The 15,865-nt window shown below is 55.6% G+C and carries 11 protein-coding genes; 1 reads left to right on the forward strand and 10 read right to left on the reverse strand.

The annotated features are described in order from the left end of the window. Positions 1–51: 51 nt before the first annotated feature. The 5 genes from I6L53_RS16580 to I6L53_RS16600 form a co-directional block, all read right to left on the reverse strand. Positions 52–1,446, reverse strand: a complete 1,395-nt coding sequence (locus I6L53_RS16580) for a DUF3999 domain-containing protein (RefSeq protein WP_042324578.1) — start codon at positions 1,444–1,446, stop codon at positions 52–54. Continuing rightward, positions 1,443–4,115 carry a DUF2339 domain-containing protein gene (locus I6L53_RS16585; protein ID WP_042324579.1) on the reverse strand — a complete coding sequence of 891 codons (2,673 nt, stop codon included), beginning with the start codon at positions 4,113–4,115 and terminating at the stop codon, positions 1,443–1,445. The genes I6L53_RS16580 and I6L53_RS16585 overlap by 4 nt, the downstream gene beginning before the upstream one ends. 136 nt (positions 4,116–4,251) lie before the next feature. Beyond that, entirely contained in the window at positions 4,252–6,120 is a 1,869-nt protein-coding gene (locus tag I6L53_RS16590; protein ID WP_042324580.1) for an amidohydrolase, read from the reverse strand. Positions 6,121–6,141: 21 nt separating this feature from the next. Further along, complete coding sequence (locus I6L53_RS16595; RefSeq protein WP_042324581.1) at positions 6,142–6,687, reverse strand: antibiotic biosynthesis monooxygenase; 546 nt, start codon at positions 6,685–6,687, stop codon at positions 6,142–6,144. 110 nt (positions 6,688–6,797) lie between these two features. Continuing rightward, positions 6,798–7,439, reverse strand: coding sequence for a hydrolase (locus I6L53_RS16600; protein ID WP_042324582.1), 642 nt, complete (start codon positions 7,437–7,439; stop codon positions 6,798–6,800). A 270-nt stretch (positions 7,440–7,709) separates the two neighbouring features. Here I6L53_RS16600 and I6L53_RS16605 point away from each other — a divergent pair, with 270 nt between their 5' ends. After that, complete coding sequence (locus tag I6L53_RS16605; RefSeq protein ID WP_042324583.1) at positions 7,710–8,612, forward strand: LysR family transcriptional regulator; 903 nt, start codon at positions 7,710–7,712, stop codon at positions 8,610–8,612. On the opposite strand, the gene malZ is transcribed toward I6L53_RS16605, so the two are convergent. The 5 genes from malZ to phoB form a co-directional block, all read right to left on the reverse strand. Then, entirely contained in the window at positions 8,606–10,423 is a 1,818-nt protein-coding gene (gene malZ / locus I6L53_RS16610; RefSeq protein WP_042324584.1) for a maltodextrin glucosidase, read from the reverse strand. The two genes, I6L53_RS16605 and malZ, sit on opposite strands and share 7 nt — an antisense overlap. A gap of 137 nt (positions 10,424–10,560) precedes the next feature. Continuing rightward, complete coding sequence (proY, locus tag I6L53_RS16615; protein WP_042324585.1) at positions 10,561–11,934, reverse strand: proline-specific permease ProY; 1,374 nt, start codon at positions 11,932–11,934, stop codon at positions 10,561–10,563. 78 nt (positions 11,935–12,012) lie between these two features. Next, positions 12,013–13,332, reverse strand: a complete 1,320-nt coding sequence (gene brnQ, locus I6L53_RS16620; protein ID WP_042324587.1) for a branched-chain amino acid transporter carrier protein BrnQ — start codon at positions 13,330–13,332, stop codon at positions 12,013–12,015. A 406-nt stretch (positions 13,333–13,738) separates the two neighbouring features. Beyond that, on the reverse strand, positions 13,739–15,034 hold the full coding sequence (phoR, locus tag I6L53_RS16625; protein ID WP_042324588.1) for a phosphate regulon sensor histidine kinase PhoR: 1,296 nt from the start codon (positions 15,032–15,034) through the stop codon (positions 13,739–13,741). A gap of 41 nt (positions 15,035–15,075) precedes the next feature. Beyond that, a complete protein-coding gene (gene phoB, locus I6L53_RS16630) occupies positions 15,076–15,765 on the reverse strand; it encodes a phosphate response regulator transcription factor PhoB (RefSeq protein WP_042324589.1) in 690 nt (229 codons plus the stop codon). Positions 15,766–15,865 lie beyond the last annotated feature (100 nt).

Consider the following 15,865-nt stretch of genomic DNA (forward strand, 5'->3'; position numbering starts at 1 on the left):
CGGGCGATATTATGCTGATGATGGGCTCGCCACGGCGAGCCCTGTTACGACTTACGGTGTACCATCCTTTTTGACTTCCCGCCAGATGCGCCACGCCATGAGCGCCAGAACGGCGACACCCAGTATCAACGCCCCCCACACTAGCGCCGTTTTCCACTGGCTTTGTTGCTCAGCAACCGACGTTGCCGTCAGTCGCGCCTCGCCGCCGAGAGCGACATCATTCTGAGGCGTGGCCCTCGGCAGAGAGTCAATCTCCTGCGTTTTACGCAGCGACGCCGGGATCAGCAGATCAAGACCAATATCTGCTCTTTGCGCAGCCCGGTTTCCCCAGGCCAGCATATAAGGTCCTTTTCCCTGAGTATTGAACACCAGTTGATAGCTGTCCCGCGCTCCACTTAATGCAGGCAATCTCTCCGGCAGGTGGGCGTTAATGGTCGTCATCCGAACGGCCTCAACCAGTTGACCGGAAAGACGAATATCCTCCGAACGCTTGCCGTTCAGGCGGTAAAGCACGGTTTTTGTCAGCGGTTGCCAGGGGGCTTTTTCAGCACTGCGCCAGGCCAGTTCTACCGGTAAAACCCCTTCATCATCCAGATCGATTCTGAGTGAAGTCAGCGGCTGCGGCTGCGTCCAGTGCCAGATCGCTTCGTCATTTGACACCTTCTCTTCTTGCGCGCCGATCTCGATACGTGCGGATTCTGGTTCTCTGCTTTCGGCAATGGCGCTCACGCTGTTTAACGTCAGCGCCGGGCTTTGCGAATCGAGGATGACCAGCAGATAGCGATTCCCATCGGCAGAAAGCCTCAGGCTGGCGCTAATGGTGTCCATTTTCAGTCGATCGTTATCACGCGTCAGTTCCATCAGCGGCGCCTCTTCCTGCGCGGACCGCCAGTAGCGTAAATCACGACTGACATAGACTGACGCTTTCCCTTGCCAGTTGCCCGTCGGAGTATCCCAGTTCAGACGCAGTTGCTCCAGGAAAAAGTCGTCTTTCCTCTCCTCCGGTAGCATCAGTAAATAGCTCTGTCCGACCGTTTTTACGTCATCACTTTCCAGATGAATTTCAATACCGGTCTTCGAGCGTAAGACAAAAGATTCCCCACTACGTCGCCCCTCTTCACGCAGCGGAACAGGTGACATCTCCAGCGGGAAGAGTCGCAGCGTGACCGTTTGCGGTGTTACGGGCTGGGTTTTCTGTGCCACCAGCATAAACGGCACGGTCTCTCCTGCGTGGTTAAAGACGCGTACATCGCGTAAATCTGGCCAGGCGGTTCCCTGATACACCGCCTGCGGGAGCGACACGCGATACCACGGCGATGTACCGAAGGTTTCCAGCATGACGCCCGTCGCGTAATCCGTCGGGGATTCCTTCACATCATCACTACTGACGGCGGTGCCTGTCACGCCCAACAGCACACTACATAATACCGCTTTCATCCATTTCATTTTTCTTCTCCAGCTTTGGGCGGTAACGGTGAAAAATACCCGATAATGAGCACCAGTATAGCCACACCGATAAATGCGACCGCGCGCGCCAGGCCACCGCCACCCGCGCTGTCCACCAGCATCAGTTTCACAATCACAATCCCCAGCAATACTGCCCCACACAGCCATTCGCGACGAGAGCGATAGCGGGTCGCGCGCAGCATCACCACCAGTGCCGCCAGCATCCAGAACAGGGCAAAACAGGTCTGAATTAGCCGCGAATGCCACAGCGCTTCCACGCTCCACGCCACGTCGCCATACCAGGCCAACGCGCGTAACAGCATCCCATTCAGCCACCAGAAACCGAGCGCTATCAGCGCAACCACAGGCCATGGGCGACATACCGATAGCTGCACCGGGAAAAAGCGCAGGGAAGCGCGATAAATCACTATCAATCCCAGCAGTGCAAAAGCCGCCCCCTCTTCCAGCGGATTGATCAGCGGCAGATATGTCTGACGATAGATCACGCCGTCCTGCAAATTCGTTATCACTAACAGAGCGGCCAGCGCCGCCGCGACGGGAATCAGGGCCTGACAGGCGTACAGCGCAGGCCAGACGCGAAACGGCCAGAACTGGCGACGAACGGCCATTGAGACGAGGAAAATCAACACCCCGCCTGCCGCCATTGCCACACCACTTCCCCAGGCCGCCATTCCCCACGGCAGATCGCGGGCAAACCAGAACAGTTCCGCCGCCAGCGCCAACTGAATCATCCAGAAGAACGAGAGATGCACCAGTCTGGACAGACGTGGCGGCAATGCTTCAGCATCGCGCCAGAGCAACGCCACCGCAGCCGGTAACGCCAGACACCAGGCCAGATTCTGCCAGCCGGCAGCAAAAATCTGCTGCTGAGAAATCTGATACAGCAGCGCCACCAGCATCATCGGCCACAGTAACCATTTGCATGCATCCAGCGCCTGCCACGTCAGGCGCGCGGCGGCAAATCGCCAGCCCCAGACCGACACCGCCATCAGCGCGAGCACGCCCGCCATCACCTGTGAATCGGTGGTCAGCAGCCACTGCGCTGCCCCAGCGAGCGCCACAATCCAGAAAATCACCCCGCCCGCAAGCAGTCCCATGCTGCCGCGCTGATGAATCTTACGCCACAGCCACGCCCCGGCCAGCCAGCAGATGCTAAGGACGGCAAAGATCAGCATCAGTGAAAGCGCGGTCGTGCCGTTCACCTGCGACCATAGCGCACTGCCGAGCGCCAGCACCAACAGCGCGGTACCGCTGTAACTCATGCGTCGCTGCTGCTGTTGCACACCCAGCCACAAAATCCCCAGCCCTTCCAGCGCCCAGGCCATGGACGTCCACTGGGCCGACAGCGCCAACGGGATCGCAAGAGTGGTAAACGCGCCGCCCAGCGCCAGCGCGGCCAATACCAACGGACGCCCCAGCGACGGATAGCGGCGTAATGCCAGCCATGCCAGCACCAGATAAAAACCGCCGTAGCCCAGGGCACTAAGCGCGGGTCCATATTCCCAATGGCGGGTAATAGCGTACTGCATTCCAAAGCCAATGAGCGGCGGCGCAAACAGCAGCACCCCATCAATAATCTGTTTGCCCTTCGCCTGCGATCGCAGCGACAGCGCCACACTCAGCACGCCAAAAAGCAGAATATTGGCAACCAGGAATAGCTGGCAGTTCAGGTAAAACGCCGGCTGATAGTCATTCACTCCCCAGAGACCACCCACACCGAAGGTAAAGATCAGCCCGAGCAGATTAAGCTCGCGCCAGTGTTGCCAGACGCTGATCGCCAGAATGCCGACCGACAGCAACAGATAGAAGGAGAATAGCGCCACATAGTTGCCGCTTCCCGTCGAAAGCAACAGTGGAGCAAGATAGCCGCCAAGACTCGCCAGCATCGCCAGACTGAGCGCTTTTTGCAGAATTGCCAGCCCCACGCTCGCCGCGCAAATGACCACCAACAGGACAAAAGCCAGCGTCATCGGCAGCATCTGCCAGAGGCGGAATGCACCAAAAACGGTGAGATAGAGCGCACCTGTCGCCCCGCCCTGCAAAATGAGGGCATAAACCGGCTGTTTACGCCGCAGACGCCAGCCTATCGCCAGCAGGACAATAGCAAACAGCGCCGCCGCAACCAGGCGCAGTTCAAGCGGGAACAAGGAGTGCTCGACCGTATAACGCAGCAAGAAAGAGAGGCCCAGGAAGAGAAGCAGAATACCCAGTTTTGCCAGCGGGTTGCCCTGCATAAACCAGCGCACCAGGGACGACATCACGCCGCCAAAGGCAGAGGGTTGTACGCCAGCGTCAGGGGACGCTTTTTCGATGACGGTATCGGCGATTGCCGCATTCTGCGGCGTATGCTCGCGCCAGGGATTAACCGGCGTCGGTTTGGGTTTGGGTTCAGGTTCTGTCACCACCACCGGGATCGGGGCCGGCTCAGTCTCCATAACCGTCTCTGCGGGCTGAACTGATGCCGCTGCCGTCGGTGCTACCACAGATGCAACGACGCCGCGCTGTTCCAGGTCTTCAACCCGTTGGCGTAACCGGGCAAGTTCACCGCGCATCGCCGAACTGCGATTGAAGGCGACAATCGACAGAATGGGCACCACCACCAGCGCGAAGAACAAAAAGACGCAGCCAAGGATTAAAAGGTCGTCCATGTATCCACCTTCACTGTATTAGGACAGTCCAGAATGACACAAATTGTTGCATTTGTGCCATATCTGTTAGCAGAGTGAACCCCTTTTCAGAAAAAATAGTCAGCCTCTGTATACGTACAGAGGCTGTCAGACGAGATTAAAACGCGAAGCACGAGCAGCCGAGCGCCCCCCAGAAAGCCCGGTCGTCAGACACCGGGATCCCCGACTGGCGTGCAATATCATGCTGATGACCATGCACACCGCAACTGCCGCAGCACTGGTGCATCTGCACCACCGCGCCCACTTTCGCCGCGGTCGGCGGTGCCGAGCGGTAGTGTCCCGGAACGTTCACGACCGGAGACCAGTCCGGTACGACCGGAATCGCCGGCGGCGCCAGCGGCGTGAACTGACCGGCGGCATACACCACTTTGCCATCGACAATCGTCATCACCGACTCAATGCCTTTGATCTCCTCTTCCGTCACGCTGAAGTAGTCTTTTGACAGCACCACCAGGTCGGCCAGTTGATCTTTGGCAATGCGCCCTTTTTTACCCTGCTCGCTGGAAAACCACGCGCTTCCCGCCGTCCACAGTTCTAACGCCACATCGCGCGGCAGACGGTTGTTGTCGTCATACATCGCCGTCCCGCCGACCGTCCGCCCGGAAACCAACCAGTACAGCGCCGTCCATGGGTTATAGCTGGCGACGCGGGTGGCATCCGTTCCTAGTCCCACCGGCACCTCAGCGGCCAACATTTTCGCCACCGGCGGCGTATGTTTCACCGCCTCTTTCCCGTAGCGGTCGATAAAATATTCGCCCTGGAACGCCATGCGATGCTGCACCGCTATGCCGCCGCCCAGCGCTTTCACACGATCGATATTGCGCTCGCTGATGGTTTCAGCGTGATCGAAGAACCAGTGCAGCCCATTGAACGGAATATCACGGTTCACTTTCTCGAATACATCCAGCATCCGACTAATGGACTCATCATAAGTGGCGTGCAGACGGAACGGCCAGCGGTGCTCCACCAGATGGCGCACTACACGCTCCAGCTCATCCTCCATCCCTTCCGGCAAATCCGGACGCGGTTGCAGGAAATCTTCGAAGTCCGCGGCGGAGAAGACCAGCATCTCCCCGGCCCCGTTCGCACGATAGAAATCGGTCCCCTGCCCCGGCTTAAGCATATCGGTCCAGCGCTCGAAATCGTCCAACTCCTGCTTCGGTCGCTGGGTAAACAGGTTATAGGCAATACGCACCGTCATCTGGTTGTTGGCATGCAACTGCTCGATGATCTCGTAATCTTCCGGGTAGTTCTGAAAGCCACCACCGGCATCGATGGCGCTGGTCAGCCCGAGACGATTCAGTTCGCGCATAAACTGGCGGGTGGAGTTCACCTGCATTTCCAGCGGAAGCTTCGGCCCTTTGGCCAGCGTCGAATAGAGGATCATGGCGTTCGGTTTGGCGATCAGCATCCCGGTGGGATTACCATTGCCATCGCGAACGATCTCGCCGCCCGCCGGATCGGGCGTCGCTTTGGTGTATCCCACGGCTTTCAGCGCCGCACGGTTTAATAGCGCGCGATCGTACAGATGCAGAACGAAAACGGGGGTATCCGGCGCAGCTTCATTGAGCTCTTCCAGCGTCGGCATCCGTCGTTCGGCAAACTGAAATTCGCTCCAGCCGCCGACCACGCGAACCCACTGCGGCGACGGGGTGCGGTCAGCCTGTTCTTTCAGCATACGCAGCGCATCGGCCAGAGAGGGCACCCCTTCCCAGCGCAGCTCAAGGTTGTAATTCAACCCACCACGGATCAGATGCAGGTGGGAATCATTAAGCCCCGGAATCACAGTGTGACCTTTCAGATCCACCACCTGCGTACCGTCAGCGGCAAAACGCATCACCTGATCGTGCGTTCCCGTGGCGAGAATTTTTCCATCCTTGATTGCCACGGCGTCGGCCTGCGGGCTGTGACTGTCGAGGGTATGTATTTTTCCGTGGGTCAGAATCAATGAGGCAGTTTGAGACATAACACTCTCCTGACGAACCGATCAGGCTTTTTTCAGCCAGCCGGCAAACAAACGGGTCACGATGGGCATCCACAACCAGACCACCAGCGCAACCACACAGGCATCGTTAATCAGATGCAGTAATAGCGTTCCCTTCAGCGAAGGCAATAACATGCCGGTCAGCCACGGCACCAGATTGGTGCTGGGGAAGATAACCAGCAGGGTGATCAGAAACTGTTTCCAGCGTAACGGTTGACGAACATGCGGAGCGGGAGGCGTAAACCAGAATGCCGCTTCGGTGTGGATCTCGGTTTTATCGCCTTCCGCCAACAGTGGAGCAATCTCCTCAACCAGAAGCCGCCGCGTATCCGACTGCGTCCAGTGATAAAGATGCTCGAGCGTGTCGAAGCGAATAATGATGTTCCACAGATTCTGCCCATCCGTCGGACGAATCACATTCGCTCCGAGATGACCGGGAAACGAGGCGGCAACGGGCATAATTTTTTCCAGCCAGAGCGCGTAACGCTCCGCCTGGTTGGGCTGCAGCGTATGCGTAATCACCAACGTCACATGTGTATTCTGCGCCATGACAAGTTCCTTGCTGAAGGTCAATGGCAGGTTGCCCTGCCATAAGCCAGACATTCCACGACACAACATCCTTCATGCGGTATCGGGGCGGCATAAAGGACGATGGAGTTTTATGCTTTGCGTTCCGGTGCGCCATGCACCAGGGTGTAGGCGTAATCCACACCCATGCCGTAGGCGCCGCTGTGTTCACGCACCAGATCCATTACTGCGTCATAGGTCTCTTTACGCGACCAGTCACGCTGGTACTCCAGCAGAACCTGCTGCCAGGTCACCGGTACAGCACCGGCCTGTACCATACGGTCGATGGCACGCTCATGCGCATCAACGGAGGTGCCGCCGGAGGTGTCTGTTACGACATACACTTCGTAACCGGCTTCCAGCGCCATCAGCGCCGGGAAGGTCAGGCACACTTCAGTCCATAACGCAGAGATAATCAGTTTCTTACGCCCGGTCGCCGCCACGGCTTTCACAAATGCCGCGTCTTCCCAGGAGTTCATGGAGGTACGTTCGATAGGTTTCACATCCGGGTGGACAGCCAGTAACTCAGGCCAGATGTAACCACTAAAACTTTTTGTTTCGACCGAAGTATAAATGACCGGCACATTAAATATTTTGCCTGCTTTCGCCAGTGCAACCGTATTATTTTTCAGCGTCTGGCGATCAATATTAGCTACGCCAAATGCCATTTGCGGCTGATGGTCAATAAAAATGAGCGTCGAGTTTGATGGATTAATCAGTTCCCGAATAGACATAATATACTTCCTTAATCAATGAGTTAGAAATTGACGTCTGGTATCTGCCGTCAGCCGTTAAATCCTGAATCAGAAAGCTTGTTTAGTATAGTTGGAAATTTCTAACGACTTATTAAAGAAAACTTACCGTCGAGTGAAATAAGCCTTGTTCGGACGATATATCTTTGCACCTTCAAAAAAATGCGCATCTCTCATCTAATTTCTTCACTGGTTTTGTTTCCCGTCATTCGGTACAACAGAGGGGTCAATTTTCAGGGATATTTTCAGCCTATGCGCATTAATCTGGACGTTCTGCTTATCCTGGACGCCATCGACAAATACGGTACTTTTGCCGCCGCAGCCGAATCGTTGTTTAAAACGCCCGCGGCACTCAGCTATATGATCCAGAAGCTGGAAAAAGACCTGAACATCGAACTGCTTGACCGCTCCGGGCATCGGGCCAAATTCACCGATACGGGACTGATGATGCTGGAAAAGGGGCGTTTGCTGCTCAGTGCGGCAAAAGATCTGGAAAAGCAGGCGTTGCAGTTGAGCTCCGGCTGGGAGAAAGAGCTGGTCATTGCGCTGGATGTTTCCTTTCCCTTTGAGGTGCTATTCCCCCTTATTGATGCTTTTCACGCGCTGAACAAACAGACGCGACTTAAATTTTCGTACCACACGCTGGCTGGGTCATGGGAAGAGTTAACGCATAATGGCGCGGATATCATTCTTGGCGCGATTAACGAACCACCGACCTCCGCCGCGTGGTCCTACAAAATGTTAGGCACCCTGGATAATGTTTTTGTGGTGGCGCCCGCGCATCCGCTGGCCGCAATCGCTGACAAACTGACGAATGAACAACTTTGCCTGCACCGTGCCATTGTTATCAGCGACAGCGCGCGCTTTTGTCATCCGATGCAAACTAATCTGATGGACGAACAGCCGCAGATTCATGTCGACGATTTTCATAGCAAAGTGGCGCTGCTTCGCGCCGGGATGGGCTGCGGGTTTCTTCCACGGCATATCGCCAGCCCGTGGCTTGCCACGGGCGAACTGGTCGAAAAAAGCGTCATCTCTTTTCGCGAAAAAGATGTCGCTTATATGGCATGGCGCGATGGCCGAAACGGGCTGGCGCATCGTTGGTGGCGAAAAGCGCTGCTTGAAAACCCCAACATCGCGCGACTGTATCAGTGATTCAGCCAGAGCGTGGCGGAAATTGCCGGCAGCGTCAGGATACTGTCAGACAGTTGTCCTTTACCTTCTTTGCAGCACCATTGTGTCACGTTCAGCAGCGGTGAAGCCGGGAGCACCACTTCACAGGCCTCGCCGCGGTTAATGGCCACCAGCACGCGCTGCTGTTGATGGACGCGCAAAAACACCACCACGTTATCTTCTGCATAGAGAACCTGACATCCGCCATAGCGCAGCGCCAGGATGCTATGCCTCAGCTTCGCCATCCGGTGATACAGGGCAAGCAATGCGGCATCCTGTCTTTCCGCCTGCCAGGGAAACGTCTTGCGGCAGAACGGATCGTTATCGCCATCCAGCCCTACTTCATCACCGTAATAGATACAGGGCACACCGGGCCAGCTAAATAGCCAGACCACCGCCAGCGGCAGGCGGGCGACATCTTTTCCCAATAGCGATTTGAAACGCGCGGTATCGTGGCTGTCGAGCTGATTAAACATCCGCAACTGCTGTTGATGAGAGAGGCCGGCGCGGTAGTTCTCCATCCACGCCATACAGGTCTGCGCGTCTATCTGCTGGGGATCGTAGGAGATATCGGTGTTGGCAAGAAAGCCCCAGAGCGGGAAGGTGAAGCCACGGTAGTTCATGGCGGCATCTTCTGCATCCGCCTGCAGCCACTGTCGCGCATCACCAAAGTGTTCACCAAAAACGTAGGCTTCTGGCTGCGTTTCCTTCGCCGCCCGGGTGATCCCAGCGACATGCTGAAGGTTATGACGCGCGCCACCCGCTTCTCCCAGCATATGCACAACGTCGAGCCGCCAGCCGTCCATGTTCCACGGCGCCTTCAGCCAGTGACGAACGATGCTGTCTTCACCGCGATACATTTCATTGACCAGACTTTCGGACTGATAATCCAGCTTCGGCAGACTGGAGTAGCCCAGCCAGTCCAGCGCGACGCCGTCAGGTGAAAAACTGTACCAGTCGCGCCAGGGGGAATCCGGATAGTGGCACGCGCCGCCGGAGCCGCGCTGATGGCGATCGAACCACGCGTGGGAATCGCCGCTGTGGTTAAACACGCCGTCCAGCACCAGCCGCATTCCCTGCTGCTGCGTTTTCAGCCGCAGTCGCATCAGCGCCGAATCGCCGCCAAACTGCGGATCAACGTGACGGTAATCCTCGGTATCATATTTATGCACGCTCGGAGCGGTGAATATCGGGTTCAGGTACAGCGCGGTAACGCCCAGCTTTTTCAGATACGGCAACTTTTCGCTGATGCCGTCGAGATCGCCGCCATAAAACGTGGAGCCGCCGGCCTGCGCGGTCAACGGTTCGTCCCACTCTCGCAGCACAATCTCCTGTCCGGCCGCGTGATGGTAATAAACCTTATCCTGCTGTATGTCGCGTGACGAACTACGGGCGAAACGGTCAGGAAAGATTTGGTAGAAAATCTGATCGGCCACCCACTGCGGTCCGCTGTCCGGCGCATCCACGGCAAATTGTTCCAGACGGGCGGGCGGAAAACGGCTGAACCCTTGCGGTGTAAACCACAACTGACGATCGAGCCAGAGCAGCTTGAAACTGTAGCGACGACGTGGCTGTCCGCAACGAAGATCAATCGCCGCACGCCAGGCCGTCACGCCCGGAGACGGTTGCGTGCGCAGTTTGCGCATCGCCAGCGCGGTTTCTTCGTTGTCATTTTCCGCACGTAGCGTGACGCGCTGCGGCAGATTCTCCCCCGTCAGCCAGAGCGTAATGGTCAGTTGGTCTTTGTTTTGCTTAACAAATGGGGCAACCGGTAGGTGCCAGGCATTCAACATCACGTATCCCCTTTGATGAAAATGAGCTCACCTTGCCATAGCGATTTGCAGGATAACTCCTCATCTGAAGGTTTATTGGGGGAGGAGTTCGGGGGAGGAGAAATGACCGGATGGCATTCGCGCCACCCGGTACAACATTACTGCGCTTCAGCGACCTGACGATCGTGGCGGCGCTTGAACATCCAGCCAATCATCAACAGAACAATCCAGCCACAGCCCACGTACAGCGAAATGCGGGTGTCCGGATGATAACCAATCAGTCCGATAATAAAGACAAGGAAAATCAGGCCTACAATGGTCGTTGCCACGCCGCCCGGCACTTTAAACTTCAGCGCCTTCACCTCTTCCGGCGGCAGACGACGACGGAAAGCGATTTGCGACAGCAGGATCATGATCCACACCCATACCGTCGCGAAGGTCGCCAGCGACGCAATCACCAGGAAGACGTTTTCCGGCATGATGTAGTTCAGATACACCGCGAACAGCAAGGCGATAGTCATCACCATCACGGTGACCCATGGGATCCCCCGGCGCGAGGTTTTGGCGAACACTTTTGGCGCACTGCCCTGCTCTGCCATCCCGTGCAGCATGCGACCGACGCCAAAGACGTCAGAGTTAATCGCCGACAGTGACGCGGTGAGCACCACAAAATTGAGAATGCTGGCGGCAAAAGTAATACCAAGATGCTGGAAGGTCAGCACAAACGGGCTGCCGTCAGTTCCTACCTGGTTCCACGGGTAGATAGACATGATGACGAAAAGCGTCCCCACGTAGAACACCAGAATACGCATCGGTACCGAGTTAATGGCGCGCGGAATGGATTTCTCCGGGTCCTTCGCTTCCCCGGCGGTGATGCCGATAATTTCAATACCGCCATAGGCGAACATCACCATCTGCAGTGACATCACCATCCCCAGCCAGCCGTTGCTAAAGAAGCCGCCGTTGCTCCACAGGTTATGGATCCCGGTCGGTTGCCCGCCGTTACCAATCCCCCAGATGATGATCCCGAAACCGGCCACAATCATGATAATAATGGTGGCGACTTTAAAGAAGGAGAACCAGAACTCCAGTTCGCCAAACACTTTCACGCTCATCAGGTTGATGGCGCAGATGATCAGCACCACGCTGAGCACCCAGATCCAGTGCGGTACAGTCGGAAACCAGACGCCCATGTAGATGCCAAACGCGGTCACGTCGGCAATGGCGACAATCAGTATTTCAAAGCAGTAGGTCCAGCCGGTGATGTAACCGGCGAGTGGGCCGAGGTTTTCCTGCGCATAGCGCGAAAATGAGCTGGCGGAAGGGTTGTGTACGGACATTTCCCCCAACGCGCGCATAATGATATAAGCCGCTACCCCGCCGATAATGTATGCCAGCAGCACGCTCGGTCCGGCCATTTTTATGGCATCTGCAGAGCCATAAAACAGTCCGGTGCCGATTGCTGAACCCAGGGCCATAAAGCGAATGTGTCGGGTGCTTAGCCCCCGCTTCAGCTTGTTATTACTTTCCATCGATTCCTAACCCATCAACACAATAAAAAACCACGGGGCCAGTAATAGCCCCGTGGTTAAAACAAATTTTCCGCAATCTTAGTGTGCGCTGGAGGTCACCTGCCGACCCACTGCGCGATCCCAGACAACCGCCAGGACCACCATCACGACGGTGGGCATTAACCACGCCAGGCCTTGCTCCGCCAGCGGTAAGCGCTGGGTCCAGGCCGGTAACACGTCGCCGATTGCCGATGCTTTAATACCATCAAGGATACCAAAAATCAGGCTGATAAACATTGCTGGTGCAATGACGCGGGTCGAATTATGCCACCATGAGCGGGTAAAACTTAACACAACGAGTGCGATACACGGGGGATAAATCGCTGTCAGTACCGGAATAGAGATCTGAATCAGATGGCTAAGCCCCAGATTGGAAACCACCATCGAGAATCCGCCAAGAATGAAGACCAGCGTACGGTAAGACAGCGGCACATACTGGGCGAAGAACTCCGCACAGGCGCAGGTCAGGCCGACCGCCGTCACCAGACAGGCGATAAAAATCAGCGCCGCCAAAAGCAGGCTACCCGCACCGCCAAAGGTGTGCTGGACATAAGCGTGCAGGATCGCCGCACCGTTCGCTGATTGATCGACCAGCGTTGCGCTGTCTGAACCAAGGCGGAACAGCGCCAGGTACAACAGCGTTAATCCAACGCCCGCCATCAGACCAGCCCAGACGGTATAACGGGTCAGCAGACGTGCTTCAGTGACACCGCGAGAACGTGCCGCGTTAACAATCACGATACCAAAGACCATCGCCCCCAGCGTATCCATTGTCAGATAGCCGTTCACGAAGCCATTGGAAAATGCTGCCGTCTGATAGGCTTCCATCGCATGACTGATCGGGCCGGCAGGCCAGATGATGGCGGCAACGGAAAGTACAATCAACGCCAGAATCTTCAGCGGTGCCAGGAAGTTCCCAACGGTATCCAGCAGTTTACCCGGATACAGCGACACCAGAATCACAATCGAAAAATAGACCACGCTGTAGATAAGCAGCGGCAGAGTCGAGTCGCCGGTCAGCGGGGCAATACCCACTTCAAAAGAGACCGTTGCAGTGCGCGGAGTTGCGAATAACGGTCCAACGGCCAGATAGCAGACGGTCGCCAGCAGAACGCCAGCCACTTTGCCGATAGGGGTACTCAGACTGTCAACACCACCACCGACTTTCGCCAGCGCGATAACGGTCAGCACCGGTAGCCCCACGGCCGTGATCAAAAAGCCGACAGCCGCCATCCAGACGTTTTCGCCAGCCTGCAAACCAACCATTGGAGGAAAGATGATGTTCCCTGCGCCGACGAACAGCGCAAAAGTCATAAAGCCCAGCGCAATAATATCGCGCGATTTTAACTGATGGGTCATAAAGCTTACGGCCTGTGGATGTGGTGTTGATTAAATTAACTTATTGTCTTTCCCTGCGGGAAGAAACAGCGGTTTTTTTAAGCTATTCCAGAGGGATATATCCCATAACCTGGAAAGCAAAGAATAGTTTTTCGATTTACCGCCTGAATGCAGTCAGTCTGACAGCATCTGGGGCGCAATTTAAACGCTTATAACGTTTTAAAGCAAGGAGGGATCCAAAAACCGGAAGATTATAGCGATATAAAATTAAAGGCCAGTGCAAAACACTATGTTAAAGAAAAAGTCATGGCTTATCATTCGAACAAAAAACAACCAGGCGTTGATAAATTCAGCAGACTTATCTTAGCTGCAAAGAAAATAAGCCAGCATTGGCTGGCTTATGGAAAGAAAACCTTACGATTGTACTTTAAGCACTTTTTTTGGCAATTAATCGTTCCGGCAGCACAAAACTAAAGCGTGTTCCTTTGCCCGGTTGACTCTCGATATTCAGGCGACTTTCGTGATGATTCACCGCATGTTTTACGATAGCCAGCCCCAGCCCACTGCCGCCCGTTTGTCGCGATCGCGCTTTATCAACGCGATAAAATCGCTCCGTTAACCGCGGGATATGTTCCGGTGCGATGCCCGGCCCGTTATCTTCCACGCTAAACTCCGCGCCGTGCGGCACCGTGTGCCAGCGGACGATGATATGGGTTCCTGCCGGCGTATGATTCACTGCGTTGTACACCAGGTTAGACATCGCGCTACGCAGCTGTTCTTCGTTCCCCAGCACCTTCAGCTGGTTATCCACTTCAAAGCTAAACGTGTGCTTCTGTTGGCTGAGCGTCTGCGCTTCGCGTTCGACCATGCGCAGCATCATCGGCACATCGACCTGCTCATTGAGCAAAAGCGTCGGCGCGGCTTCAATCCTCGACAGCGTGAGCAACTGTTTCACCAGTCCTTCCATGCGCGAGGTCTGTTCACGCATCGTTAAGAGCGCTTTTTCGCGCGTTGCCCCTTCCAGCGTCTGCTCATGCATCATCTCAAGATAGCCCTGCAACACCGTCAGCGGAGTGCGCAGTTCATGGCTCACGTTGGCAAAGAAATTGCGTCTCGCGCCTTCAAGCTGATGCATCTGCGTCATGTCACGCGCCACCATCAGCAGTTGCTTATCGGTATACGGCATGACGCGGATTTCCAGATGGCGACCGGTATTGAGCACCAGATTTAACGGTCGACTGAAATCCCGCAGTTTAAGGTACTGCGTAAACTCCGGGTAGCGCAGCAGGTTCAGGATATTCTGCCCGCTATCGTCCGGCCAGCGTAAGCCCAGTACCTGCTGCGCCAGACCGTTGCACCAGAAGATCCCGCCCTCTTCGGTAGTCAATACCACCGCATCGGGCAGTGATTCTGCCCCGCTGCGAAAGCGTTTAATCAAATTGCCCAGCTCGCGACGGCGCTTTTTATTGCGCAATTGCATCTGATGCAAACCATACAGCAGCGGTTCCCAACTGCCTCGTCCCGGCGGCGGCGTCATGCTTCTGTCGACCCACAGCCACCATGAGAGGCGTAATAAATTCCAGAAATGCCAGATCAGCAGTCCTGTTACCGATGCCAGTAAAAACCACGGCAGGTAACCAAAAAATGCGCTTAGGATCAAGGCCGGGATACAGCAAAGTATCAGTTCCAGCACCAGCCTTTTCCATGACAGCCGTTCCAGCACGGGTCACTCTCCCTTCAGAGCCTGGCTCTTATTCTTGTCTTTCAAAAACGGGTCGAAAAACGATACCCTGTTCCGCGAACCGTCTGTACCATCCGATCGTGGCCGCTGGTTTCCAGCGCCTTGCGCAGGCGGCGAATGTGCACATCGACCGTGCGATCCTCAACGTAGACGTTGGTGCCCCAGACGTGGTTCAGCAACTGTTCGCGGCTGTAAACCCGTTCGGGGTGGGTCATAAAGAAATGCAGCAGTTTAAATTCCGTCGGCCCCATATCGAGTGGATTTTCGCCGATCATCACGCGGTGCGATGTAGGATCCAGGCTCAGCCCCTGCATCTCAATGACTTCTTCCACCGCCATTGGTGAAATTCTGCGCATCACCGCTTTGATGCGGGCGACCAGTTCTTTCGGGGAGAACGGTTTGGTAATGTAGTCGTCCGCGCCGGTTTCCAGGCCGCGTACGCGATCCTCTTCTTCTCCTCTGGCGGTCAACATCATGACCGGAATATCCCGCGTCATCGCTTCACGCTTGAGGTGTTTAATAAACTGTAGACCAGAACCGCCGGGCAACATCCAGTCAAGAAGGATCAAATCCGGCCAGGGTTCATTAAGCTGATTCACCGCACTGTCATAATCTTCAGCTTCAACGGGCTGAAAGCCATTTTGCTCAAGCACGAAACAGACCATTTCGCGAATTGGAGCTTCATCTTCTACGACCAGAATACGTCTCGCCATGATTTGCCCTGTTATATAAGTTGCTTATCATCATCTGTCTTAATGCGGCGCCATTATGCGTCAGTTTTATGACAGATTTATGAAAATGCGTGCTGACGTT

Origin of the sequence: Citrobacter farmeri (assembly GCF_019048065.1) — a bacterium.
GTDB classification, from domain to species: Bacteria; Pseudomonadota; Gammaproteobacteria; order Enterobacterales; family Enterobacteriaceae; genus Citrobacter_A; species Citrobacter_A farmeri.

What these genes read in the sequence shown, in the direction of transcription:
- I6L53_RS16580 (WP_042324578.1), bottom strand. Translation starts at nt 1,446, where the DNA reads ATGAAATGGATGAAAGCGGTATTATGTAGTGTGCTGTTGGGCGTGACA.
- I6L53_RS16585 (WP_042324579.1), bottom strand. Translation starts at nt 4,115, where the DNA reads ATGGACGACCTTTTAATCCTTGGCTGCGTCTTTTTGTTCTTCGCGCTG.
- I6L53_RS16590 (WP_042324580.1), bottom strand. Translation starts at nt 6,120, where the DNA reads ATGTCTCAAACTGCCTCATTGATTCTGACCCACGGAAAAATACATACC.
- I6L53_RS16595 (WP_042324581.1), bottom strand. Translation starts at nt 6,687, where the DNA reads ATGGCGCAGAATACACATGTGACGTTGGTGATTACGCATACGCTGCAG.
- I6L53_RS16600 (WP_042324582.1), bottom strand. Translation starts at nt 7,439, where the DNA reads ATGTCTATTCGGGAACTGATTAATCCATCAAACTCGACGCTCATTTTT.
- I6L53_RS16605 (WP_042324583.1), top strand. Translation starts at nt 7,710, where the DNA reads ATGCGCATTAATCTGGACGTTCTGCTTATCCTGGACGCCATCGACAAA.
- malZ (WP_042324584.1), bottom strand. Translation starts at nt 10,423, where the DNA reads ATGTTGAATGCCTGGCACCTACCGGTTGCCCCATTTGTTAAGCAAAAC.
- proY (WP_042324585.1), bottom strand. Translation starts at nt 11,934, where the DNA reads ATGGAAAGTAATAACAAGCTGAAGCGGGGGCTAAGCACCCGACACATT.
- brnQ (WP_042324587.1), bottom strand. Translation starts at nt 13,332, where the DNA reads ATGACCCATCAGTTAAAATCGCGCGATATTATTGCGCTGGGCTTTATG.
- phoB (WP_042324589.1), bottom strand. Translation starts at nt 15,765, where the DNA reads ATGGCGAGACGTATTCTGGTCGTAGAAGATGAAGCTCCAATTCGCGAA.